We start from the raw sequence: 23,824 nt of genomic DNA on the forward strand, positions 1-23,824 counted from the left end.
CGCTCGTTATAAGAAAGCGCTCTGAAGCAGTATGGGTCTATAAATGGGGCACGCTCTCGCTAGCCTCGCCTCGTAGCGGTACTAACTTCAAGCTTCGCTTTGCTCGCTTTCAGTAAGTACCGACGGGCTCAGACTACCCCTATTATAGACCCATACTGCTTCATTCGCTTCAGCTTATTGATTGCTACAGTCCTTCCCGCCGCTATATTAATTTTTCTGTTCTTCTCCTTCTGCTTTTCCCCAATCCAATTTGATGTCGAAGACCGTCATCTTCCCAATCGGCAAATAATTCCTGAATCTTCGTTGCTTTGGGGTTTTTATATTGTGATGGTTTAGCGGTTTCTTGCGTATTCTGTTTTATAGCATTTTATATATCTCGTTCCATCCTTTTTTTCCATGAAGAAACGTGATTTCGCATACTTCGCGAGCGATACTCGTTAAGAATTAAAAAAGATCGGGGATTTCTCCCCGACCTTCTTATCATCTTTAGAAAAATTACTTAAGAGTAATCTTAGCGCCTTCAGCCTCAAGCTTAGCCTTGATGTCATCAGCCTCAGCCTTGGAAGCACCTTCCTTAAGAACCTTCGGAGCTGCCTCAACGAGGTCCTTTGCTTCCTTAAGTCCAAGACCGGTAGCCTCACGAACAACCTTGATAACCTTAATCTTGTTCGGACCTACATCAGTAAGCTCAACGTCGAACTCAGTCTTCTCTTCCTCAGCTGCGCCGGCACCTGCACCAGCACCTGCTGCTGCTACAACTACGCCTGCTGCTGCGGAAACACCAAATTCCTCTTCGCAAGCCTTTACTAAATCATTTAATTCCATTACGGAAAGTTCCTTAATTGCTGCAATAAACTCTTCAACAGTTAACTTTGCCATTGTTTTTTCCTCCATTATTATTATTTTTTAAATGTCACGGAATATCTTCCGTACCTAAGCTGCCTTATGCAGCTTCTCCGTCACCCTTCTGTGCAATCTGGTTAAGCACACGAGCGAAGTTTGTAACAGGGGACTTGATCGATCCGAGAAGTCTTCCCAGAAGCTCTTCTCTGGACGGAATCTCTGCCAGTGCCTGTACTGCCTTTGCATCGTAGAACTTTCCTTCTACAACAGCGCCCTTAAACTCCAACTTGGGAGAGGTCTTTGCAAATTTTGCAAAAATTCTGGCTGCCGCAGTAGCATCATCCTTCGATACTGCAAGAGCTGTAGGTCCGTCTAAAACCGGATCCAGCTGAGCGAAGTCCGTTCCCTCTGCTGCTCTCTTAATCAGGGTGTTCTTGAAGACCTTGTACTGCACGCCTGCTTCTCTCAAAGCCTTACGAAGTGCTGTATCTTCCGCAACGGTAAGTCCACGATAGTCTACTACAGTGGCTGCCACAGCGCCGTCCAAAAATCCCTTGATCTCGTCGATAATCGGCTGCTTTAATTCAACCTTTGCCATCTTCGGTTTCCTCCTTCTTTATTTTTAGAAAGTATTAACGCGAATGGGACAATGTGTTTCCATGAAACTCTCCCGTAAGAATTAAAAAATCCCCTGCCAAAGACAGGGGACGAAATCACGAATTCAACACTTCATTTCTGAAGCCATTCTTTATTCTTTCCTCGGCGGGCGATTGCTCTTTAGATTCTTACTTTCTTAGCTCCGCAATACTCTACGAAATAAGCTGAAAGTTTGAATACCTGCTGTCTTCGGTTAATACCTTGCAGATACTAGCACGTGATAAGGGAAAAGTCAAGCAAAAACATTGGCATTTCCAAAACAGCGCAAAGCACCCATAAATCCTGTGTTTTTCAGGAGAAACTCCTATTTTATAAGATTGCGGTAATCCCCGTAATCAATCCGAAGATGATTCCGGGCGCATTTGCCGCCGCTAACGGAAAGTCTTTTTTCTCTTTCAATAATGCATAACTAACCCAAATCACGCCATTAATCGCTGCCACAAAAGGTTGTACCGGTGACCCCTTAACTCCATGTAAGTTATTCATAATCTGCGGAATGTATGATACATACATCAGTACGGATATCGTTGTCCCGACCCAACCAAAAACTGCCAAACTCTTCTCTGACATATTCTTCCTCCTCTACTCTTTACCCTTTTACCACTCTCCCCATCAGGAAGTTCAGCTAGGTATGCTAACATAGGCGGAAAAGACTTGTCAATTTATATCTCGGCATTACAGAAAAACTTTCCTTAAGCCGTCGGGCCAAGCATTGAAGCTTTTCGACTTCTTCGATCTCCGGCACCGATACTTTATTCCTCTTTCGGGCTCCAGTACCTAATCTTTACATACTGTACCCCTTCCGGGCTTTCCCAACGAATCCAGTCCTCTCCTTCGTAGGAATAATCCTCTACAAAGGCTGTTCCGGAAATGGGGATATACTCCGGGATGTCATCCGGGGTAAAGTTGAAGACCTTGGTTCCGTCCTCAAGGGAATACTCCATGGACTCGTCCAGATGAATGCCTTCCAGCTTCTTCACCCAGTAACGGACGGTTTTGCCGTTTTCCTCGGTCTCACCGGAAAACCAATAGAGTCTGAAGTTTGCGTTTTCCGGAATTTCTTCCTGATCGTGCAGCTCGATATTCAGGGCACCGTCATGACCGGGATGCTCGCTCTCATGCGTTGCCTGCTCCGCCTGTACAGCCGCTTTCTTCAGTTCCTCCGCTTTCTTCAGTTCCTCCGCTTTCTTCAGTTCTTCCGCCTTCTTCTGCTCTTCTGCCAGCTTTTCTTCCTCGGATAAAGGCGCAAAGTTCTTCTCTTCCTCTGCCAGCATTGGCTCTACATCAATACTTTTCTCTTCGTTATTTCTTAAAGTAATCTCTGTTGTACCCTCTTCCGGAATATAGAAGTTTCCGGAATATTTTCCGTGGGGAGAGTTAATCAGGCGGTTATCTGCTACAGTAATCTTCTTCATATCCCCGTAAAGCTTTTCAAAATGAATGGAAGCCAGGGCATTGCCGTAAAAATCATTGTCGGTTCCGGTCTGAATCAAGAGATTTCTTTTAATAGAAATGTTTTGGTTATCATCAAAGTTGTAGCCGGGGAAAACGGTGCTGACACGTAGGCCCGGACCGGATGTGATGTCCTTCACCAGATTTCCTTCAATGCGATGGTTCGCACCGCCGTGGAGGGCAATGCCGGAAGCTCGCCAGGTCAGCTCTACCGTGTTGTTTAAAAAGGCATTGTTCTCCGCAGGCTTGGATTCTGTATGGATATAACGAACCTGTTCTACCCCATTGACATTTTCCTTGATTTCCAGAACTGCCTTGCTGGCAAAGGTTGCCAGACCGTCATCTCCATTTCCACGGATATTGGAGTTCTGCACCTTGGAATTCTTGGTTCCCTGGGCAAAGTTCACGCCGTCCGCAAAGTTGTTTCGAATACGGCTGTTGGAAACGGTCAGCTTGTCGGTGTATTTCATTTTATCCGCTTCCACATAGTCTCCTACCCAGATTCCGCACTCAAAATGCTCAAGCCAGAGGTCATGGAGCTTGGAATTCTCTCCCAAAACGCCGGCGATTCCCTTGTAATTTGCCTCCTGATGAAAACGGGACTTTAATTCGGAATCCATGTATAGGTTATCCATCTCAACATTTGAGCTGCTGTCCAGAAACTCGATGCCGCCTCCGGCCTGCTCCTCAGAGGTAAAATGAAGCCGGGTGTACCAGATTCCTGCACCGGTAATCCGCATATCTGTAGCACTTAGCACCAGCTTTTGGTCAAAATCGAAGGTACCCTCCGGAATATATAAGGTCTTGTTCTCCGCATCCGCGTCTTTCAGGGCATCCAGAAATGCTTTGGAATCGTCCTGTCCGTCGTTTGGCACCGCGCTGTAAGGAGCGTCTGTGATGGAAATGCTGTTGCTTGGGGCGCCCTTTGCTTCCGGCGCCTGCTCCAGCTCGATAAAGTCGATTCCCAGTTCATCCGCTTTTTTATCGGTTCTGCGGATGGTGAGTACGTCACCCGTTTCCAGTTCCATTAGTTCCTTGCTGTCATTTTCCAAGAGAAAATGTCTCTCATCAAAACGAAAACGAGAATGAGAGTCGGCTATATTTTCATCAAAAACATCATTTTCCTTCACATACTGCCAAGCAGAACTGTTGTCCAGCTCCAGCGTTTTCTTTCCAAGAAGCTCTCCATTTCTCTCCACAGAAATCTCCAGTTCTCCGGATGCATCCTCCGGCATAGTAAAACGAAGAGTCATGGCATTGGCCGTCTTCTTTACCGTAAAGCGTACTGAAGAATCCTCCTTGGTCAACTGCACATAGCTTTGGTTGGAAGCCTCCATCTCCACTTCATCGTAAGCAGTGGAGTGCTTCAGCACCGCATCTCTTCCAACTCCCTCTTCCGCCTCGTAGCGAATGTAGGGAAGCTTGGCGCCGTAGCCCTGGCTTTCCTTCGCCCAAAGCTCTGTCCTCGTTTCCGCAAATGCGGTTCCATGGGAAAGAAGCCCCAGGCCGGTCATAGTCAAGAGTAACGTAAGTTGTTTTCTGAATTTCATTCTTCTTCCTTTCTTCTCCAAAAAAGTTACTGTAGTTTTTCGACTCAGCTTTTTTAGTTTAGAAGGAAATTCAGAAAAAATGATTATTAATTTTGAATGAAATATTAAATAAATTCAAAATTTGCTGTAATTTATTTTTTTAGATTATACCCGCTATTCTCATAACCATAGTTTCAAAAGAGATAACTCGCTCTTTGTATAAGAGACTTTAACGAAACACCGCACGCTACACGCACGATACTCACTTAAAAAAAAAGACTACCCAAATCTTTGACTTGAGTAGTCTTTAGAAATTTCATTATGCTCCGAACTGCACTGCATCCAGCTTAACTCCGGGCCCCATAGTGGAAGTCAAAGTAATGGACTTCATATAAGCTCCCTTTAAGCTTGACGGACGAGCCTTAACGATAGCTGCCATTAAAGCATCCAGGTTGGACTTTAACTGCTCTTCAGTGAAGGAAGCCTTTCCAACAGGAACGTGGATGATGTTTGCCTTGTCCAGTCTGTACTCTACCTTACCGGCCTTAGTATCTGCGATAGCCTTCGCTACATCCATCGTAACGGTTCCGAGCTTCGGGTTCGGCATCAAGCCCTTCGGTCCGAGTAAACGTCCGATACGTCCTACTACACCCATCATGTCGGGAGTTGCGATAACAACATCGTAGTCGAACCAACCGCCCTGAATTCTTGGTACAAGGTCATCCGCACCAACGAAATCCGCACCTGCAGCCAAAGCCTCGTCAGCCTTAGCATCCTTAGCGAAAACCAAGATACGAACATTCTTACCGGTTCCTGCAGGAAGAACAACGGATCCTCTAACCTGCTGATCGGCGTGACGTCCGTCACAACCGGTTCTGATGTGTAACTCTACAGTCTCATCAAACTTTGCAGTTGCATTCTTCTTTACCATGGAAATTGCATCTGCTTCACTGTACTTAACCTGTCTATCTACAGCCTTTGCCACTTCGGCATATCTCTTACCCTGTTTCATTTAACAATCGCCTCCCCTTCTTATTGTTCTACGTTGACACCCATGGATCTGCAGGTTCCTGCGATCATGGACATTGCAGCTTCAATCGATGCAGCATTTAAGTCTTTCATCTTTGTCTCTGCAATCTTCTGAAGGTCAGCCTTGGAGATGGTTGCAACTTTATTCTTATTCGGCTCGCCGGATGCCTTCTGCAGCTTACATGCTTTCTTAATGAGAACAGCAGCCGGAGGAGTCTTTGTAATAAAGCTGAAACTTCTATCTGCATAAACTGTGATAACTACGGGGATGATCATATCGCCTTCATTTGCAGTTCTGGCATTGAACTCCTTTGTGAATGCAACGATATTAACACCGTGTTGTCCTAAAGCGGGACCAACGGGGGGAGCCGGAGTTGCTTTTCCAGCCGGAATCTGTAACTTAATGTAACCTTCTACTTTCTTTGCCATATAGGCACCTCCTTGTGGTAATTGCGGGTAAACCCTCCCACGAGCTTGCTTTGCAAGCGGTGGCTAAATGTACTCCATGGGATAAAATCCCTCGGGTATTACCAAATATTATCTTAACTTTTGCACTTCACCGTAGGACAATTCTACCGGGGTATCCCTTCCGAACATCTCTACATTAATGGTGACAGTCTTCTTTTGGTCATTGATTTGTGTAATGACACCAATGGTATCTCTCCATGTGCCGGAAATAACGGTAACGGTATCTCCCACTGCGAAATCCACCAGTACCTCGGATTTTCTATATCCCAAGGTCAGGATTTCTTCTTCGGAAAGCGGTACCGGCTTGGATCCGGGACCCACAAAGCCTGTTACTCCTCTGGTATTTCGAACCACGTACCAAGTTTCATCGTTCATGACCATGTTCACAAGAACATAGCCCGGAAACATCTTCTTGTCCGTCTTCTTCTCTACACCGTTCTTCACTTCAATAACCGGTTGCATGGGAACACTGACCTCTAAAATCACATCTTGAAGACCACGGTTATCAATGGTTTTTTCCAAATCCATCTTGACCTTATTCTCATAACCCGAGTAGGTATGCGCTACATACCAGCGGGCTTCTGTGTTTTTCTCTGCCATTATCCCACCTTTACTTTACAAGAACCAATCCAAGACCCCATTTCATGGCAATGTCTAAACCGGTAATCAGCATACCAATTAAAACACTGATGGCAATTGTGGCTATGGACTGCTTAATAACAGTCGGCCGTGTTGGGAAGACAATCTTCTTGAATTCCGCTTCCAACCCCGACACAAAAGAACCCAGTCCGGACTTATTCTCTCCTTGCATTATTTTGTCTCCTTATGCAACGTGTGCTTTTTGCAGAACTTGCAATACTTGGTCACTTCCATACGCTCAGGATGAAGTTTCTTCTCCTTCGTAATGAAGTAATTTCTTTGCTTACATTCTGTACATGCTAATATAATCTTTGTACGCACGGCTTTCACCTCCAATGATTTTTAACTTCGCATGACTACGAAATTAGTGCATAAAAAATAGGGCAATGCCCCAAGTACCATGCAAGTCTAACATGGACAGGGCGCCCCGTCAAGCAGTATTTTGAGGTGCTTTGGAACCGAGCTGTAGGTTTTAGGAGTCTTGGAACCGAGCTGTAGGTTTTAGGAGTCTTGGAACCGAGCCGGCAACTTCTCTTCCGTGCATTCGCTCTTGCCCGGTTTCACCCCGACAAGAGTAAATCAGCTTTGCCCTCTTAATGTAACTTCCGTCTTATAATGCTTTGTCGCCTTGATGAACTTTGTGAAAATGTCCTTGGTTTTTACCTTCAGCGTAGCAATATTATGACAGGGATGCGCACCAAGATATTCGTCCTTCAGAAGATCCCTGTCCACCAAAAGTTCCACCAAGCCTTCTTTATCATGCATTAGACCAAAAACCGACGCAGACCCCGGTGTACATCCGAGTACTCGTTCCATTTCCTCCGCCTCCGCAAAGGAAAGATGGCCACAACCGATTTCTCGCGAAAGCTCTGCCGTCTTAAAGGGCTTATTCCCCGGCATCATAAGAAGGTAATAAAAGCTGTGTTTACTATTGGTAAGGAAAAGATTTTTACAAACCTTCGCCCCCAAAGCACTGGAAACCTCCTCGCAATCCTCCATGGTATGGGCTTCTGCATGATCCGCGCGTTCATAGGGGATTCCCAGTTTGTCCAAATAATCATAAACCACGATTTCCTTCCGGCTTCTTCCTTCGTCACTCTCCGGTCTTCCTTTTTCCACAGTTAATTTCATGTCAATGCCCATCCCCTTCCTGAATTACAAGATTCCTTCCATATAATATACGCTAATTATCTATCTTTTGAAAACAAGAAACCTTGCATAGGCAACAAATACTGTTCATTAAATTTACTTAATTTAATAGAGTTCTTGTGTATAAAGAAGGAATAGACTATATTTTCTCTAATAAAAAAATAGATTGGGTCGATAGAAAAAAGATTCGTTTTATAAATGTAAGGGAGAAAAAAATGGAAACTAAAATATTTGATAAGAAAAAACTGCTCTTTTTATTCCTGCCTTTTGCGGTCATCATAATCTATGATATCATCGGAAACTTTATTACGGGAGCACTCTTTTGGGTTTTGGATTTGTTCCGTATTTCATTTGACTGGGTGAATAACACCCCCGCCTTTTTGGATGCTTTTCTGGCGACATGTTTATCTATTATTCTTTATATTTTTTATCGGAAGGTCTTTCCGCGGAAAAAGGCGGAAATCCAGATTGCCCCATGGCAAGGATTATTATTTTCCGTCGTAATCGGTTTCGGCGCAGGCGGATTGTCCACCATCTGGCTTAACTTGGTTGACTTAGTTGCTTCGCATTTTTCTGCTTTGGGAGAGCAGGCCGAAGCTTTTTCCAGCATGTATGACGACTTGGAGAAAGGCTCCTATATCTGGACCTTCTTAGCGATTGTTGCAATCGGTCCTCTTGTGGAAGAAATTTTATTCAGAGGCGTTATTTTCCGTAGCTTTGAAGAAACCACAGACCTTCCCTGGTTTCCTCTTCTTTTATCCGGCGTAATGTTCGGAATCTGGCACGGCAGCTTTATTCAGGCTGTATACACTGCCATGATGGGCATTATTTTGGGCTATTATATTAAAAAGACCAGAACGCTCTTTTATGTTGTTCTTGCCCACGCAGTCAACAACTTAAGCGGAACCTTGCCTCCCGCCTTGGATACGGATTTTAACAACAGCCTTATCACCGTACTTTCCTATGTTTGCATTATTCCGATGTTTTGTATTCTTTACTATCTGCACAGACAGGGAAAAATGAAGGCTGAAGAGATCTCCGAATCGGAGCAAAGCCAGGAGGAAGAAGCAGTACAATTCGCAAGCAGCACCTGTTAACCATTAAATAAACAGCTCTCACCGAATGCAATTTCTTGCTACTCTGTGAGGGCTGTTTCTTTCTTCACTTTTCGGTTCTTAACTCACTTTTTAAGAAAAGAACTTTACCCGTTCTTGAATATTCTCCTTTCCTTGGCATCCTTTTCTGCATTTTGGGCATAAAAACAGCGTAGCAGCCATAAAACTGCTACGCTTAAAAAGTCTAACTTTCGGGGTGCTTCACATTCAAAACAGTCCCGTTTTTTAACCTTCAATCATAATCGGTTGCTTATCCGGAAGTTTCTTCTCCCCTTCCTTCGGGAAGGAAAGCTTCAGAACGCCCTGTTCAAACTTTGCTTTCACATCTTCCTGCTTAATGCTGTCTCCGACATAAAAGCTTCTCTGCATAGAGCCGGAGTAACGTTCCTGACGAATAAGTTTCCCTTTCTCATCCTTCTCTTCTTCATTTAAGCCCTTCACAGCACTGACCTGAAGATAGCCGTCATGAAGCTCTACCTTGATATCCTCTTTCTTAAATCCCGGAAGGTCGATATCCATATCGTACTGTCCGTCCTTCTCATGAACATCCGTCTTCATCAATCTTCCACTGCGGTCTCCATAAAGCTTATTTTCTACTCTGCCAAGACCTCCGAAACTTGGAAAATCAAACCAATCATCAAATAAATTCTCTCCAAAAATGCTAGGTGCTAACATATCTTTTTCCTCCTTATACTCTTTTTTTGACTTCTAATTTCTTGTCGTTTTTTCAGCAAGGGGAAGAATCTTCATCATCGTGAGAACCTTTAAAGTCATTGCGGTCTTCTCTGTTCCTCTGCTTGATTATGATTATACTCAAGTTGTTAGCACTGTCAAGTGTTGAGTGCTAATTTAGTTGTGAAAAATTTGTGTCTTTTTTAGTTAAGAATCAGCCTTACGCTTCCGTAAAGCTGATTCTTTGTGCCAAAACATCCACCTTCGCCATAATGCCAAAGGGAACAATCGCTCTCGGCGTGGCATGTCCTACATTCAGATTGAACACAATCGGAAGAGTGGGATTTCCAATCACTTCCGGAAGAATTTCCTGATACTCCTTGGAATAACGCTCATCCATGGGCTTCCCCACCAGCACACCGCTAAGGACTTCGAAAATACCGCTTTGCTTTAAGGCTTTGAGCATTTTCCTATACTTCTCCGGATTTGGCTGATTCTCACTACTTTCCAGCAAAAGAATCTTCCCTTTCCAGTCTGCCAAATCCGGAAATAGTGCATACTTTTTGCATAAGCTGACAGAATCCTCGTGCCTCGTTGTGTCAAAGATATCATAGAGGGTATCTATACAGCCTCCTAAGATTTCTCCTTGAAAAACAGGACTGCCCTGTAAGAGTAGAAAGCCTTCATTCTCATGGCTAACTCGTTTTGTTCCTATTGCTTTCGGTCCAAAATCTGTCCGCTCCTCATACCAAATCGGACTCGGCTCAACACAACGAATGCTTCCGCTTTGAATCAATTCCGAAAAGTATTTTTCGCTGTAGGGCAGCATTTCCTCTTCCAACTCACAAATATCCGGTAGAAAAGCCTGTCCGTAAAAGCTCTTAATCCCCAATTTATGAAGCATCAAGTGATTCATCGTGGTATCGGAAAAGCCAAGGAAAATCTTTTGCCTTACGGCCTTTTCCAATTGCCCCTCTTCAAAAAGATAGGGTAGTAGGCGATAAGTATCCTCTCCCCCTATGGCACATAAAATCATATCTATCGAATCGTCGGAAAAAGCCTGTAAGAGATCTTCTGCCCTCTTCTCCGGATGCTCTTTCAGATAGTCTAAGCCTTTCAAAGCATTTTCCATGAATTTCACTTCCAACCCAAAACGGCGTAGGCGTTCCAGGCCTATTTTTACTTCATGCTGCACAAAGTCTTCTCCCAGAACACCACTGGAGAGACTCACGATTGCCACTGTTTTTACCTTTTGCACCACGCTTCTCCTTCCTTTAAGACAATAGCTTTTTTAATTCTCCGACTCCGGGGACCCGTCCGCTTACGACCAATTTCCCGTCAATCATGAGGGATGGCGCACTGAGTACTCCAAGCTTTACAATCTCGATTAACTCCTCTACTTTCTCAATTTTAGCATCCTTTCCCAACTCCTTTACCGCCTCTTCTACATTTTGATACAGCGTATCACATTCTTTACATCCTGCACCGATAACTTTGATTTCCATATTCATCCCTCTTTACGTTTCTTTCCAACTTTTCTTACTCTTTAATTCTTTAATTTCATGGGACTATTCATCGTCTTTTTCCATGCTTCATCAATGCTCCGAATCACTTTTGGTCCAACCTTCGACAAAAATACCAGCTCGGAAATCTCCTTCTTTGGGCATGGCTTATAGTCGATTAGTTCTTCCACCACATCCACCTGCATCCAGCAATTATCCAAAAGGAAAAAGCCTTTAATCCGATAACAGTCCGGTAAAACTGCTTGTAAAAATTGATGAAAATTCTCTTTGGAAACATTTTCCATACATACTAGAGAAATGGTTTTCGGCTTGTTGTCCACCGTATTTAAGCTTTCTTCCGAATCTACCCAGCTTCCCTTTTCAAAGCCCTCTCGAATAAAGCTAAGATCTGCTCTTCCATTTTCACAGTGTAAAATCAGGCAATGGGAATTCACTTCCCGAATCAAAGAAAGTACTTTCTTATATTGTTCCTCGGAAATCAAATCCATCTTGTTCACGATGGCTACATCACAATGCTTTAACTGCCGATCTACCGTTTCCGTATCCTTTACCTGCTTTGGAAAATGCACGCCGTCAATCAGGCAGATTACGCCCTGAAAATCATAGACGTCCCCGGCCAGAACTTCTACGCTCTTTAAAATGTCCCGAATATTCGAAGGATCGGCAAGACCGGAGCTTTCCACAAAAAGGTATTCCATATCTCCCTTGCTCATCTCGGCCAATGCCTCCACAAAGGAAAGTTGCAGGCAGGAGCAAAAAATGGATCCTCTGTTGATTTCCTTGATGGTCAGTTCCTTCTTTTCCAGAATACTGCCGTCAATTCCCGTTTTCCCAAATTCGTTTTGAATGATGGCAAGCTTTTTATCGGAAAATTCTTCCAGTATATGCAGCAAAAGACTGGTTTTTCCGGCTCCCAAAAAGCCTGTTAAAACATATAATTTTTTCTTTTCCATAAATGATCTTGTATGATGTTTTCAAAAGCAAAAACACCACTTTCCTTTCTTTTTAATATCGTGGTTCAATACATTCAGATACTGTGTACTTTTGATTTTATTCTGTAGCTTTGACTACTCGAAGGAGTGTATTGCCGCTAGCTGTATCTGAATTGTTTATTAGTTGGATATGCCATAGGATTTTACCCTCGAGTACTTATCTCACGCAAGTCTACGATGATACAGATTGGTGGATATCACGGCATCAGACTTTAGGAAGGGAGGTACAACCTCATGATCTATGTTGGCGTTGATATTGCCAAACTTAACCATTTCGCCTCAGCAATCTCATCTGACGGTGAAGTACTCATTGAGCTGTTCAAATTTACAAATGACGCTGGTGGCTTTCAAATACTGGTCTCGAAGCTCATTTCGCTTAACACAGAGCCCGACAGCATCATCATCGGTCTTGAATCAACGGCGAAATGATACTCGGTGAAATAGGTAATATTCACCGTTTCTCCAGTCCCGGTAAGCTCGTCAGAGTCATCTGGAAAATGATGACAAACGACTTGGAATTCAACCTCCACTAAGAGGTCTGTATATCACATCGATAGAAAAAGGAATTTTTTGCTAATTTAGGATTGATTTTTCATAGTTGGTCTCCTCCAATTTCATCTATAAAAAATTCTAAATAATCCCTGCTTTTTCAAAATGTTTCTTCAATAGTTTCTTAGAAATTACTGCTCCAATCAATCCGCAAATGGCTATTACAATAAGCATTATTGCTGTAGTCATAGGAGAAACAATTTTAGTTAATGTACCTAAATATTCGCTCCCAAACATTTTTTCATAAGATTTAAGTGTTTGATCTGCATAAAAAAGAAATGGTACATACATTCCACCAAAGCCGGCGAGAACACAAAATATCATATATCCAATTGTTAATCCTTTATAATTGCCAACCCCTTTTGTTCTTGCAATCAACATAGCTATAATCCCGGCAAATATACAACTAATGATATATGGTGGATAAAAACCTATAATGCTTGTAAGTACACAAAATAATAAAATCATCCATGGATTTTTTGTTTTTACCGGTACTAAGAAATAGGCAATTGCTCCAATAATTGACCATATCGGAACTACTAATAGCATTGTGTATGGCGATATGAACAGAAAAGATAACACTCTATATAAAACCTGTGAGCATAACACCATTAGTGCTGTAATAATTAAATCTTTAATTTGAAATTTCTTTTTTTCTTCCATAATAATTCCCTCCTGTAAGAATGTACATAAAATATAACTGCATATTATGGGTTATAATAAGTATATCGGATGATATCTTAAAAGGTTGAGATTATTTTTAAGCTGTAGTAGAGGATTATGAAGCAGGTGGATATGTAGGGAGAAAACCCGGTACTGAAAAATCTACTTGACATAAAATGCCTGTAAGAATATGCTAAGAATAAGTTAGTTAAGGCTAACTACTTTAAGCTTACATTAATTCTAAAAAGGAGAATAGAAAATTGAGAAAAACAATATTATTTTTACTACTTGGAGTATTGCTTTTAACAGGCTGTGGGAATATGGGTAGTACTAAGGAAGCTGTAAGTAATGCTAATCCTCAGCCTAAAAAGAAGGTAACAGTAACAACTTCATTTCTGTACGACATGGTAAATCAGCTTGCAGGTGACATGGTGGATAAAGAGCTGATTATCCCTGCGGGAGAGGATCCTCACCTATATGTAGCAAAGCCTGAGGACTTAAAGAAGATAGCAGAGGCTGATTTGCTGCTTTTTCATGGACTGCACTTTGAGGGGAAGATGCAGGAGGTGCTTGAAAAGAAGGGATATGCGGTAGCATCCACATTTCCTGAGGACAAAATAGGCAAGATGGAGGAAGATGGGGCGGTAATAGTAGATCCGCATTTTTGGTTTGATATAGATCTTTACAAAGAAGCCACCGAGAATGCAGGTGCAAAGCTTTCTGAACTTTTACCTGAGAAAAAAGATGAAATAGATAAAAATACAAAAGCTTACTTAGAAAAGCTGTCAGCTCTTGATGAAGAAAATAAAAAATCACTTGCAGAGATTCCTGAAGGCGGACGGTACCTGATTACGCCACACGATGCCTTTAATTATTTTTCAAGGAGATACGGTATTGAAGTTGTGGCTCCTCAGGGTGTCAGTACAGATTCAGAAGTAGCAAATAAGGATATAGACAAAACTGTGGACTTCATAGTGGAGCACAAGGTCAAAGCTATATTTGCAGAATCTACCACAGATCCTGCAAGGATGGAGAAGCTAAAAGAGGCTTGCAGGGCGAAGGGCTTTGATGTAAAGGTTGTAAGTGGCGAGGGAAATGAGCTGTTTTCCGACTCGCTTGCACCGAAGGGACAAAGCGGCGATACATACATAGATATGTATAAGCATAATGTTAAACTGATTACCAAGAATTTAAAATAAAAGGAGTGGTGGGCATGGAAAAAGTGATAGTAAAGGTGGAGGATTTGACCATAGCCTACCACGACAAGCCTGTGCTAAAGGATTGTGACATTGATATAATGGCAGGCTCGGTTACAGCCGTTATAGGACCAAACGGTGCTGGTAAGTCCACCTTGATAAAGGGGATATTGGGACTTCAAAATAAGCTTGCAGGTGAGATTCTTATTATGGGAGAGCCCATTAAAAAAGTCCAGAAGAAAATAGCCTATATTCCGCAGACTTCTGAGGTAAATTGGGACTTTCCGACCACCGTTATGGATGTGGTGCTTATGGGCAGATATGTACATCTAGGTTGGTTTAGGCATCCCGGGCTGGAGGATAGGAAAAAGGCTGAGGCGGCTCTTAAAAGGATAGGTATGTATGAGTTTAAGAATAGGCAGATATCCAAGCTTTCAGGAGGACAGAGACAGAGGGTGTTTATAGCAAGGCTGATAGCGCAGGAGGCTGAGATTTATTTTATGGATGAGCCGCTTGCGGGCATAGATAAGGTTACGGAGAAGGTAATCATAGATTTCATAAAAGAAGAGCGGAAAAAGGGGAAAACAGCCGTAATAGTCCACCATGACCTCGCCACCATAAGGGAATATTTTGACCATGTCGTAATTATCAACAAAAAGGTAGTAGCCGCGGGCAGGGTGAGTGAGGCGTTTACAAATGAAAACTTAGAAAAGGCGATGATGAAAAATGCTTAATCTTGACATACTTATAAGCTATTCATTTATCATAGTTGGCAGCGGGACTTTTTTGCTTGCAGCCATAGCAGGGGCTGTGGGCTGTATTACAGTACTTAAGGGACAGTCGCTGATAGGAGATGCCATAGGACATGCTGCATTCCCGGGGATAATCCTGTCTTTTATGCTTTTTATGCAAAGGGAGCCTGTGCTGTTAACGCTGGGAGCGGTAGCATCCGGCGCTACAGCCTTTATGCTCATTCAGGTCATAAAGGAGAATTCAAAGCTTAAGTTAGATGCGATACTTGCAGTGGTTTTATCGTCATTTTTTGGAGTGGGAATGGTGCTAAAAAGCTATATTCAGGGTAATAGCAACTATAAGGAGGCTGCTCAGTCAGGGCTTTCAAGCTATATCTTTGGACAGGCCGCTTACATTATGAAAGACGATGTGAAGCTCATAGTGTATATTGGAGTTCCTACCTTGGTTTTACTTGTTTTATTTTACAAAGAAATTAAGTTATTTTTATTTGACGAAATATATGCAAAGGCTATAGGGATAAGAACGGTTTTGCTGTATGGGATAATTCTTGTAATGACAATGGGAATAATAGCCGCAGGACTTAAGCTTGTGGGTGCAATCCTCATTTCATCATTGCTTATAATCCCTGCCATCACCGCTCTCCAGTGGAGCGACAAATTTAGCAGGGTACTTATAATAGCGGGTGTGGTTGGCGGAGTTTCAGCACTTATCGGTACTTATATTTCAACTGCCTATGACGGAATGAGCACAGGGGCAACCATAATACTCATAATGGGAAGCTTTGCAATCATTTCTCTTGTAATAGGGCCACACGGGATGATTAAAAACCTTAGGATGAGGAGGCATGGAGGAAATGATTGAGTCATTATTATCTTATTTTGCCATATCCTACGAGTCTTACTTTGTACTTCTTACAACTGCTGTAGCCTGTGCGGTGTTAAGCCCGTTTTTGGTCTTAAGGAAGCTTTCAATGGTTTCAGATGCCATTTCACATTCGGTTTTACTGGGCATAGTTATTGCATTTTTCATAGTAAAGGATGTGGGTTCCCCGTTTTTAATAGTGGGAGCGGCGACATTTGGCGTGATTACAGTATTTGCGGTAGAATTACTTTCGGGAACAGGACTTGTAAAAAATGATGATGCGGTTGGTATAGTCTTCCCGATGTTTTTTGCCCTTGCAGTAGTTCTGATTACGAAATTTGCTAGGAATGTACATCTGGATACAGACGTAGTGCTGATGGGAGAGGTCATCATTGCACCGTTAAACAGGATAGAATTTATGGGAATCGACCTGCCCAAGGCATTTGTACAGATGGGAATATTGCTTGTGATAAACTTACTCTTTGTCATCATTTTCTTTAAGGAACTTAAGGTAACTACCTTTGACAGAGGGTTTGCAAAGCTTGCGGGATTTTCCTCAGCAGCCCTGTTTTATGCATTGATGACACTTTCATCGTTTACAGCAGTTACTGCCTTTGATGCGGTTGGGGCTATCTTGGTAGTTTCGTTTTTGATTACTCCGGGGGCGGCAGCCTATCTTGTAAGCAAAGATTTGAAGGTGATGATAACCATATCGGTTGGCTATGCAGTTATTAATTCGAGTATAGGCTACGTACTTTCTCTTCTTATGAATGTATCTATGTCGGGAATGACGGCTACAGTAGCAGGAGTTACATTTTTGCTTACCTTTTTGTTTAATAGAGAGGGACTGATTACTGCTATATTTATAAGGCTTAAGAGAAAGAGTGAGTTAAAATCTGAACTTTTCCTTACCCATATAGGTAACCATTCAGGCAAAAAGGAGGAAAGAGAGGAACTGGGATTAGGCTCAATCAAAGACCATCTTAAATGGAAACAGGCTGAGGTTGATAAAATAGCAGAAAGACTTATAAAAAAAGGGTTAATAAGAATAGATATAGATAAGAATATTTATGCTCTGACTGAGAGAGGCAGGGAGAAGTTTGTGGAGATTGGGGAATCACTACCACCCGTCAAACGGGTGGTTTGCTCGGGGCTATAAGCCCCTGCTACTCGCCAGCGTCTAAAGGCGCTGGCTTTCATAGTCACCAACCCGATAGTTTAGAGATGGATTTTTCTAACCAACCCGATAATTTATACTATCGTCCTCTAAAATGAAAAAAACTTGCTCTTTCCTTATATTTTAAATTTGATTTTTTATGGTAATTACCAGTATCAAAAAGGTCTATTGTTTTTTTCTATATAACAGACCCTAAATAATACATAGCAATTACCTCCATTATTTAATCCATTTTTTCCCCTCACAAACAAAGATTGATTAAATCATTCCTGCTTTTTCAAAATGCTTCTTCAATAATTTCTTGGAAATTACTGCTCCAATCAATCCGCAAATAGCTATTAAAATAAGCATCATTACTGTAGTCATAGGAGAAACAATTTTAGTTAATGTACCTAAATATTTGCTCCCAAACATTTTTTCATAAGATTTAAGTGTTTGATCTGCATAAAAAAGAAATGGTACATACATTCCACCAAAGCCGGCAAGAACACAAAATATCATATATCCAATTGTTAATCCTTTATAATTGCCAACCCCTTTTATTCTTGCAATTAACATAGCTATAATCCCGGCAAATATGCAACTAATGATATATGGTGGATAAAAACCTATAATGCTTGTAAGTACACAAAATAATAAAATCATCCATGGATTTTTTGTTTTTACCGGTACTAAGAAATAGGCAATTGCTCCAATAATTGACCATATCGGAACTGCTAATAACATTGTGTATGGCGATATGAACAGAAAAGATAACACTCTATATAAAACCTGTGAGCATAACACCATTAGTGCTGTAATAATTAAATCTTTAATTTGAAATTTCTTCTTTTCTTCCATATTTATTCTCCTTGTTTTTAAATATTTTTTATTTTCATAATGATGATAGCTAGATAAAATACCATCATTATTACTAGCAATAACATATCAAGCATACGAAATTTGACTTCTGTATAACTAGTTTTTTTACACGAAACTCCAAGTCCTCGTGTCTCAACAGATGCCGACAACTCAGTTGCAGTACATAACATTCGCATTAACATAGGAATCAACATCATTTCATAAACTTTAAAAGGATGTTTTAAAAATCCAAGGAAAGAAATATCAATCCCTCTAGTCTTAATTCCCTGCTTTATACAAGTAATATCCTGCTTTAGAGTAGGAAAAAATCTTAATATAACAGCTAGTGGAATGTTTATATAATATGGAATTTTCATATTTTGCAAGGAAGCTAATACTTCAGATATTTCACTTGTTCTAATCATATTTATAGTTGCGAGTGTCAATGTTATAAAACATAGGAAAAAATAGTGTATTGTAGTTGAAATAAATAATGGACTTATTTCCGCTACCATAAACAACACTATATATAAAGCTAAAAATTTAAAACAAGTTTTGTATATGCCGCTTATCATTCCATATGCAAATACTGACAAAAAAAGTAGAACTTCATACTTTTTACCAGTCAAAGTAAATACTAAAACCCCTATAATTAAAACTTGTAACAACTTAATTCTTGGATCATATCTTATTCCATTTTGTTTACAAGATTTGCTCATTCTTCATATCCCTCACTCTGCAGTAAAAATCTTTTTATTGTTTCAAACTCATCACTTTTCTTTAAATTGATCCTTTTGCTAACAGTATTATTCTCTATGAAAACTGCTTTAGTTGCTACTCTACTTAAAAATTCTAAATCATGAGAAATAACAAAAATCAGTATTCCTTTTTTACGAAGAGTATTAATTGCTTCAGATACGACTTTCATATTTTCATAATCAAGTCCACTGGTTGGCTCATCAAAAATCAGAATTTTTTTATTTGAAGCTATTGCAGCTGCAATAGTAACTCGCTGCTTTTGCCCTCCTGATAAGCTTTGCGGATGTCTATTTCTGAATGATGAAATATTCAATAAAGTTATCGCATTTTCTATTTTTTCATCATTTTGCTTAATACTATTCATAGAACTGAGCATTAACTCAGAAACAACAGAATCGGAGTACAATTGATAATCTGCATCTTGCATTACAAAATATACACTTTTATATAAGTTCTTTTGCTTTGTCAATTTACCTTCAATAAAAAATTGTCCACTTCTTGCTTTTAGTAATCCTGACATTATTTTACCTAATGTCGTTTTGCCGTTTCCATTGTGTCCAACTATAGCTACTGTTTCACCAAAATTCCCTTCTAAATTACAATTACTCAAAACAGAATGATTGACATCATAGGAAAAAGATAAATTTTCCACTTTAAAATCTGCATTTTGCTTGTTAACAATAAGATTATCCTTTAGTTCATATTTAATATTACTTAACTTAAATGTTCGAAGTTTATACGCTCTAATATCTGAATCATTCAAGTTATCAATATCATTTTTCTTTAATTCTCTATCAATTTTTCCATCTTTCATTATTAAACATTTATCTACTAAATTTTTTAAGTAGAACAATCTATGCTCTGAAACAATTACTGTATGTCCCTGTTTCTTTAACCACTCCATATTTTTTTTCAATTTAATAATTGAATGAATATCTAAATTTGCAGATGGCTCGTCAAAAACATAAATCTTGGGATTCAAAGTTTTTGCAGCTATAATCGCTATCTTCTGTTTTTCACCACTAGATAAAGAAAACATATCCCTGTCCATAAGATTTTCAGCTTCAAAATCGTGAAATGCACAATTCACTCTACCTATCATTTCATCTCTATCTATTCCATAATTTTCAAGAGCAAATGCCACTTCCTTGGTACTATTCGTTGTAAAAAATTGACTTCGTGGATTTTGAAATATAGAAGCAATATTTTTCCCCATTTCTCCGGGAGTAGTAGTTTTTATATCACTTCCTAACACTTTCACAGTTCCAGTTAAAACCCCTTCAAAGAAATGTGGAATTAAGCCGTTTATCAATCTTGTAACAGTTGTTTTCCCTGAACCAGACTGACCAGTAAGCAAAATAAATTCTCCTTCTTTAACTTTGAAATTTATATTTCTGAGACTCCCTTCTGTTTGTGTTCCATAACTGAAACTTACATTATCAAAATCAATAACTACATCTCCCATTTCATCACCTATATTTGCCAACCAATAGATTGTTTTTTAATTTCAATGAAATGTTTATATACTCCATCTTGACTAATTAGTTCCCTATGATTCCCTTGTTGTACAATTTCCCCTTTATCAATAACAATAATTTGATCTGCTTCTCTTACCGTAGATAATCTATGTGCAATGCTAATGAGGGTTTTATTTTTTGTTAACTCATTAATTGCACTAATTAACATATGCTCGTTTTCAGGATCTACACTTGAAGTTGCTTCATCAAGAATAATAATTGGTGCATCTTTCAAAATAGCTCTTGCAATAGATATTCTTTGTTTTTCTCCTCCCGACAGAGTTGAACCACCCTCACCAACAACAGTGTCGTATCCGCACTTAAGGCTTGTTATAAAATCGTGGCAACAAGCTTTCTTGCAAGCCTCCACCACCTCATCATGTGTTGCGTTTGGATTTCCAAATTTTATATTGTTTTCAATCGTGTCATTAAACAAATACACCTTCTGAAATACCATACTGATATTTTTTAAAAGGCTTTCAGAAGTAAAATCCTTAACATTATGTCCACCAATAAGAACTTCACCTTTTTTTACATCCCAAAATCTTGCTATCAGATTACATAGCGTTGTTTTCCCGGAACCTGAAGCACCCACAATGGCTAAACTGCTATTAGACTTTATTTGCAAGTTTATATTCTTCAAAATCTCCCTTTCTCCATAGCTGAAACAAACATCTTTCAATTCAATGTCATAGGAGTTCAAAGAAATTTCTTTTCCGCCCTCATCAAGTGAAGGTATATCCGAAATATATTCCAGTCTATTAAGTTGTGTTGCAAGCATCCTACTTAAAAAAGCTCCATCGCTGACCAACTCCAATTCCAAAAAAATCAGAAAGGCAGATACTATAAACATCAGTGCATATGAAAGTGGAATTTGTGAATTCATATATAAAACCGTAGCAACAAACACTAAGGCACAACTTGCTACCTTGAAAATCATTTCATATAATTTCATTAAATAAGCTGAACCTTCATTGACCTCTATATCAACTTCGCATTTCCTCATAAAAGCTTTTTCAACTTTGTTTTTTCCATCAGTCCCTTTCTTAAATGAACGAAGCACTGAAATTCCTCTGATATATTCAATTGCTTCTGTAACTAATATTTCCTGCGAATCTTGCATAATAGGAGAATATTTTTCGGTTTTCTTTGTGATTAATTTAAGAACAACTATTCCAAGGATTATCGCAATTAAAGACACCATCCCTACCGGGAAACAAAAGATTAATAACATGATTGTCATAGTTAGAGCTTGGAAAAATCCACCAACAATAAAGTTCATCGCAAGCATTGCCATAGCTTCTAAGTCGGAAATAGTTGTCGTTAAAACAGCTTGAATTGTCCCTAAGTTTTTTTCTGAAAAATATCCCATCGGAGCTTTCTTTAATTTTTCGCCTATTTCAATTCTTTTATCCTTAAAAATCTCGTAGCCTGAAGCACTAAGTTTTCTATCGCAAAGATACTGAAATATGAATCTGCCGAATATACTCACAACTACAATTGCTGTTGCCTGCATAATAATAGTCATGTTCAATTGTTCAAGATTAATCATAATCAGTAAAACCGCCAACAACATCAAAGAAACGAAAAATGATTTTAATCCACTAAATATAAGACCAAGGATTACATTTTTTTGATACTTTCCTGATATTTTTAATATTCGTTTTACAATGCTAATCATTTACATCGCCTCCTTTTCATTATCTTGTCCGCCCACATAATTTTTCCACAGGGAAGCATATACTCCATCTTTTTTTACAAGGTTTTCATGAGTTCCATTCTCTACAATTTCCCCATCTTTCATAACAAGGATTTTATCAGCATTTGTAATAGTAGAAAGCCTGTGAGCAACCACTATAAGAGTCTTTCCTTTAATAAGATTGTTGATTGCACTTTGAATGAGATATTCATTTTCTGGATCTGCAAATGCAGTTGCTTCATCTAAAATTATTACCTTAGATTGTTTTAACATTGCTCTTGCAATCGTAATTCTTTGCCTTTCTCCACCGGACAAAGAACCTCCTGCATCACCGACCTTTGTGTTATATCCATCTTCAAGTTCCATAATAAAGTCATGGCAAGATGCAGCTTTAGCCACCTCAATAACCTCCTCATCACTTGCAGTTGGGTTTCCCATTTTTATATTTTCTTTTATACTTGTATTAAATAAAAAATTATCTTGAGCAACATAGCTTATCTCATTTGTTAGCTGTTCAAATGGAATTTCAGTTATTTTTTTCCCACCATAACAGATACTTCCTTTGGACGGATCCCAAAAACCAGCCATAAGTTTTGCTATTGTAGATTTTCCAGAACCGGAACTTCCTACCAATGCGGTTACTGTGTTTGGTTTTAATTCAAAGTTGATATTTTTTAGCACAAGTTCCTTATCATATGCAAATGAAACATTTTCAAAACGATAAAGAGTGTCATCAAAGATTACCTTCTCTTTTGGTCTTTTAAGTTCCTCTGTCGATAAAAATTCATCTATTACATCTAAACTCGCCTTAACCATACTGAATTGCTCCGAATACTTTCCGATTTTCATTAAATGTGCAATAAAGCCGATAGGTAAGATAATACACACAATGAAATTTGATAGAGATATTTGAGAATTCATATATAGATATGCACCAACTGGCAAAGTCCCCAAAAGTGTTGACGGCATAACTGCTTGAACAAATGCTGACCATAACCAGCTTTGTTTCCACCAAGCAAGGGTACTATCATGGAAAAATTGAATTGCACTCGTAAATTTTTCATATGAAGATGTACTATGATTAAAAGCTTTTATGACCTCAATGCCATTAACATATTCAACCAATGTGCTATTCATATTATTTTGAGCAGTCGTATAAGTTTTGCTTCTAAACTCATAATCTTTCATCATCCCTATATATCCAAGCATTCCCAAAGGAATTGTAAGTAGCGAAGCCAAACCCATTCTATAATCTAAAGCAAAAATCAGAATTAAAAATAAAACAGGAGATATCAAACTTGATGTTATTTCTGGCATAAAGTGAGCCATAGAATCTTCAAGTTTCGATATTGTATCTACAATCAAATTTTTAAATTTACCTATAGGTGTATCTATCATTACCCCCATAGGTACTCTTAACATTTTTTCTGCAACTAAGCTTCTTATATTTTTCAAAATGTGAAATGTTGCTTTATGTGAAGTCATTGTTGAATACAAAGTAAAAATACCTTTTAAAATTTGTCCGAACAAAGCTATAAGTGTTAAACACAATACAGTTCTAAATGACACTTCAGATTGATATATTTTTTCTATCAATTTTGCTATTGCTAAAAAAGGAATCATTCCAAACAGTTCCCCCATGGTCGCTAACAAAATTGATTTGTATAATTGTTTTTTCTCGCCATCAGCGTATTTAAGCAACTCTGAAATGACATTTTTATTGTTACTTTTCAAGAAAACAC

General features: G+C 39.6%; 26 protein-coding genes and 1 other annotated feature. Of the genes, 6 read left to right on the plus strand and 20 right to left on the minus strand.

What is annotated here, in order from left to right; translation table 11 throughout:
* Positions 1 to 495: 495 nt before the first annotated feature.
* From rplL to HMPREF9624_RS09370, 10 genes are all read right to left on the minus strand, one after another.
* Positions 496 to 879 (minus strand): 50S ribosomal protein L7/L12, encoded by a 384-nt coding sequence (gene rplL / locus HMPREF9624_RS09325; protein WP_009428111.1) that lies wholly within the window; start codon positions 877 to 879, stop codon positions 496 to 498.
* Positions 880 to 943: 64 nt separating this feature from the next.
* Positions 944 to 1,441: a 50S ribosomal protein L10 gene (rplJ, locus tag HMPREF9624_RS09330; protein WP_009428779.1), complete on the minus strand. Its 498-nt coding sequence runs from the start codon at positions 1,439 to 1,441 to the stop codon at positions 944 to 946.
* A gap of 74 nt (positions 1,442 to 1,515) precedes the next feature.
* Positions 1,516 to 1,711 (minus strand) — a sequence feature (ribosomal protein L10 leader region).
* A gap of 98 nt (positions 1,712 to 1,809) precedes the next feature.
* Entirely contained in the window at positions 1,810 to 2,070 is a 261-nt protein-coding gene (locus HMPREF9624_RS09335) for a SemiSWEET family transporter (protein ID WP_009428935.1), read from the minus strand.
* Between the two features lie 182 nt (positions 2,071 to 2,252).
* On the minus strand, positions 2,253 to 4,502 hold the full coding sequence (locus HMPREF9624_RS09340) for a right-handed parallel beta-helix repeat-containing protein (protein ID WP_009537521.1): 2,250 nt from the start codon (positions 4,500 to 4,502) through the stop codon (positions 2,253 to 2,255).
* Between the two features lie 298 nt (positions 4,503 to 4,800).
* Positions 4,801 to 5,493: a 50S ribosomal protein L1 gene (gene rplA, locus HMPREF9624_RS09345; protein ID WP_009429834.1), complete on the minus strand. Its 693-nt coding sequence runs from the start codon at positions 5,491 to 5,493 to the stop codon at positions 4,801 to 4,803.
* 20 nt (positions 5,494 to 5,513) lie between these two features.
* Positions 5,514 to 5,939, minus strand: a complete 426-nt coding sequence (rplK, locus tag HMPREF9624_RS09350; RefSeq protein WP_009427820.1) for a 50S ribosomal protein L11 — start codon at positions 5,937 to 5,939, stop codon at positions 5,514 to 5,516.
* 108 nt (positions 5,940 to 6,047) lie between these two features.
* Positions 6,048 to 6,578, minus strand: a complete 531-nt coding sequence (gene nusG / locus HMPREF9624_RS09355) for a transcription termination/antitermination protein NusG (protein WP_009427809.1) — start codon at positions 6,576 to 6,578, stop codon at positions 6,048 to 6,050.
* Positions 6,579 to 6,588: 10 nt separating this feature from the next.
* Positions 6,589 to 6,789, minus strand: coding sequence for a preprotein translocase subunit SecE (gene secE / locus HMPREF9624_RS09360; RefSeq protein ID WP_009428472.1), 201 nt, complete (start codon positions 6,787 to 6,789; stop codon positions 6,589 to 6,591).
* The gene (gene rpmG / locus HMPREF9624_RS09365; protein ID WP_036595071.1) at positions 6,789 to 6,938 is read right to left on the minus strand and encodes a 50S ribosomal protein L33; all 150 of its coding nucleotides are present in this window, start codon (positions 6,936 to 6,938) and stop codon (positions 6,789 to 6,791) included. The genes secE and rpmG overlap by 1 nt, the downstream gene beginning before the upstream one ends.
* Before the next feature lie 258 nt (positions 6,939 to 7,196).
* Positions 7,197 to 7,760 (minus strand): prolyl-tRNA synthetase associated domain-containing protein, encoded by a 564-nt coding sequence (locus HMPREF9624_RS09370; protein WP_009537522.1) that lies wholly within the window; start codon positions 7,758 to 7,760, stop codon positions 7,197 to 7,199.
* Positions 7,761 to 7,981: 221 nt separating this feature from the next.
* Here HMPREF9624_RS09370 and HMPREF9624_RS09375 point away from each other — a divergent pair, with 221 nt between their 5' ends.
* The gene (locus HMPREF9624_RS09375; RefSeq protein WP_009537523.1) at positions 7,982 to 8,863 is read left to right on the plus strand and encodes a CPBP family intramembrane glutamic endopeptidase; all 882 of its coding nucleotides are present in this window, start codon (positions 7,982 to 7,984) and stop codon (positions 8,861 to 8,863) included.
* Between the two features lie 243 nt (positions 8,864 to 9,106).
* Here HMPREF9624_RS09375 and HMPREF9624_RS09380 read toward each other — a convergent pair whose 3' ends face one another.
* The 4 genes from HMPREF9624_RS09380 to HMPREF9624_RS09395 all read right to left on the minus strand — a co-directional run bounded on the left by HMPREF9624_RS09380 (position 9,107) and on the right by HMPREF9624_RS09395 (position 12,029).
* Positions 9,107 to 9,556 carry an Hsp20/alpha crystallin family protein gene (locus tag HMPREF9624_RS09380; RefSeq protein ID WP_009537524.1) on the minus strand — a complete coding sequence of 150 codons (450 nt, stop codon included), beginning with the start codon at positions 9,554 to 9,556 and terminating at the stop codon, positions 9,107 to 9,109.
* A gap of 217 nt (positions 9,557 to 9,773) precedes the next feature.
* The gene (locus HMPREF9624_RS09385) at positions 9,774 to 10,814 is read right to left on the minus strand and encodes a S66 family peptidase (protein ID WP_009537525.1); all 1,041 of its coding nucleotides are present in this window, start codon (positions 10,812 to 10,814) and stop codon (positions 9,774 to 9,776) included.
* 13 nt (positions 10,815 to 10,827) lie between these two features.
* Positions 10,828 to 11,058, minus strand: a complete 231-nt coding sequence (locus HMPREF9624_RS09390) for a thioredoxin family protein (protein WP_009537526.1) — start codon at positions 11,056 to 11,058, stop codon at positions 10,828 to 10,830.
* A 41-nt stretch (positions 11,059 to 11,099) separates the two neighbouring features.
* The gene (locus tag HMPREF9624_RS09395; protein ID WP_009537527.1) at positions 11,100 to 12,029 is read right to left on the minus strand and encodes a CobW family GTP-binding protein; all 930 of its coding nucleotides are present in this window, start codon (positions 12,027 to 12,029) and stop codon (positions 11,100 to 11,102) included.
* Positions 12,030 to 12,302: 273 nt separating this feature from the next.
* Between HMPREF9624_RS09395 and HMPREF9624_RS09400 the strand changes: the two genes are divergently transcribed.
* A complete protein-coding gene (locus HMPREF9624_RS09400; protein ID WP_009537528.1) occupies positions 12,303 to 12,497 on the plus strand; it encodes an IS110 family transposase in 195 nt (64 codons plus the stop codon).
* Positions 12,498 to 12,698: 201 nt separating this feature from the next.
* Here the strand turns inward: HMPREF9624_RS09400 and HMPREF9624_RS09405 are convergent, their stop codons facing one another.
* On the minus strand, positions 12,699 to 13,280 hold the full coding sequence (locus tag HMPREF9624_RS09405; protein ID WP_009537529.1) for an MptD family putative ECF transporter S component: 582 nt from the start codon (positions 13,278 to 13,280) through the stop codon (positions 12,699 to 12,701).
* Between the two features lie 260 nt (positions 13,281 to 13,540).
* Between HMPREF9624_RS09405 and HMPREF9624_RS09410 the strand changes: the two genes are divergently transcribed.
* From HMPREF9624_RS09410 to HMPREF9624_RS09425, 4 genes are read left to right on the plus strand one after another with little or no spacing between them, the layout of a single operon-like run.
* On the plus strand, positions 13,541 to 14,479 hold the full coding sequence (locus HMPREF9624_RS09410; protein WP_009537530.1) for a metal ABC transporter solute-binding protein, Zn/Mn family: 939 nt from the start codon (positions 13,541 to 13,543) through the stop codon (positions 14,477 to 14,479).
* Positions 14,480 to 14,493: 14 nt separating this feature from the next.
* Positions 14,494 to 15,210, plus strand: a complete 717-nt coding sequence (locus tag HMPREF9624_RS09415; protein ID WP_009428760.1) for a metal ABC transporter ATP-binding protein — start codon at positions 14,494 to 14,496, stop codon at positions 15,208 to 15,210.
* Entirely contained in the window at positions 15,203 to 16,090 is an 888-nt protein-coding gene (locus HMPREF9624_RS09420) for a metal ABC transporter permease (protein WP_009537531.1), read from the plus strand. Before HMPREF9624_RS09415 ends, HMPREF9624_RS09420 begins: the two co-directional genes overlap by 8 nt.
* Complete coding sequence (locus tag HMPREF9624_RS09425) at positions 16,074 to 17,249, plus strand: metal ABC transporter permease (RefSeq protein ID WP_242822642.1); 1,176 nt, start codon at positions 16,074 to 16,076, stop codon at positions 17,247 to 17,249. The genes HMPREF9624_RS09420 and HMPREF9624_RS09425 overlap by 17 nt, the downstream gene beginning before the upstream one ends.
* 276 nt (positions 17,250 to 17,525) lie before the next feature.
* Here the strand turns inward: HMPREF9624_RS09425 and HMPREF9624_RS09430 are convergent, their stop codons facing one another.
* From HMPREF9624_RS09430 to HMPREF9624_RS09450, 5 genes are read right to left on the minus strand one after another with little or no spacing between them, the layout of a single operon-like run.
* Positions 17,526 to 18,107, minus strand: coding sequence for an MptD family putative ECF transporter S component (locus tag HMPREF9624_RS09430; RefSeq protein WP_009537533.1), 582 nt, complete (start codon positions 18,105 to 18,107; stop codon positions 17,526 to 17,528).
* A 17-nt stretch (positions 18,108 to 18,124) separates the two neighbouring features.
* Complete coding sequence (locus HMPREF9624_RS09435; RefSeq protein ID WP_009428607.1) at positions 18,125 to 18,826, minus strand: energy-coupling factor transporter transmembrane component T family protein; 702 nt, start codon at positions 18,824 to 18,826, stop codon at positions 18,125 to 18,127.
* Complete coding sequence (locus HMPREF9624_RS09440) at positions 18,823 to 20,331, minus strand: ABC transporter ATP-binding protein (RefSeq protein WP_009537534.1); 1,509 nt, start codon at positions 20,329 to 20,331, stop codon at positions 18,823 to 18,825. The genes HMPREF9624_RS09435 and HMPREF9624_RS09440 overlap by 4 nt, the downstream gene beginning before the upstream one ends.
* Before the next feature lie 8 nt (positions 20,332 to 20,339).
* A complete protein-coding gene (locus tag HMPREF9624_RS09445; protein ID WP_009537535.1) occupies positions 20,340 to 22,064 on the minus strand; it encodes an ABC transporter ATP-binding protein in 1,725 nt (574 codons plus the stop codon).
* Positions 22,065 to 23,816: an ABC transporter ATP-binding protein gene (locus HMPREF9624_RS09450; RefSeq protein WP_009537536.1), complete on the minus strand. Its 1,752-nt coding sequence runs from the start codon at positions 23,814 to 23,816 to the stop codon at positions 22,065 to 22,067.
* Between the last annotated feature and the right edge of the window lie 8 nt (positions 23,817 to 23,824).

Source organism: Oribacterium asaccharolyticum ACB7 (genome assembly GCF_000238075.1).
GTDB classification, from domain to species: domain Bacteria; phylum Bacillota; class Clostridia; order Lachnospirales; family Lachnospiraceae; genus Oribacterium; species Oribacterium asaccharolyticum.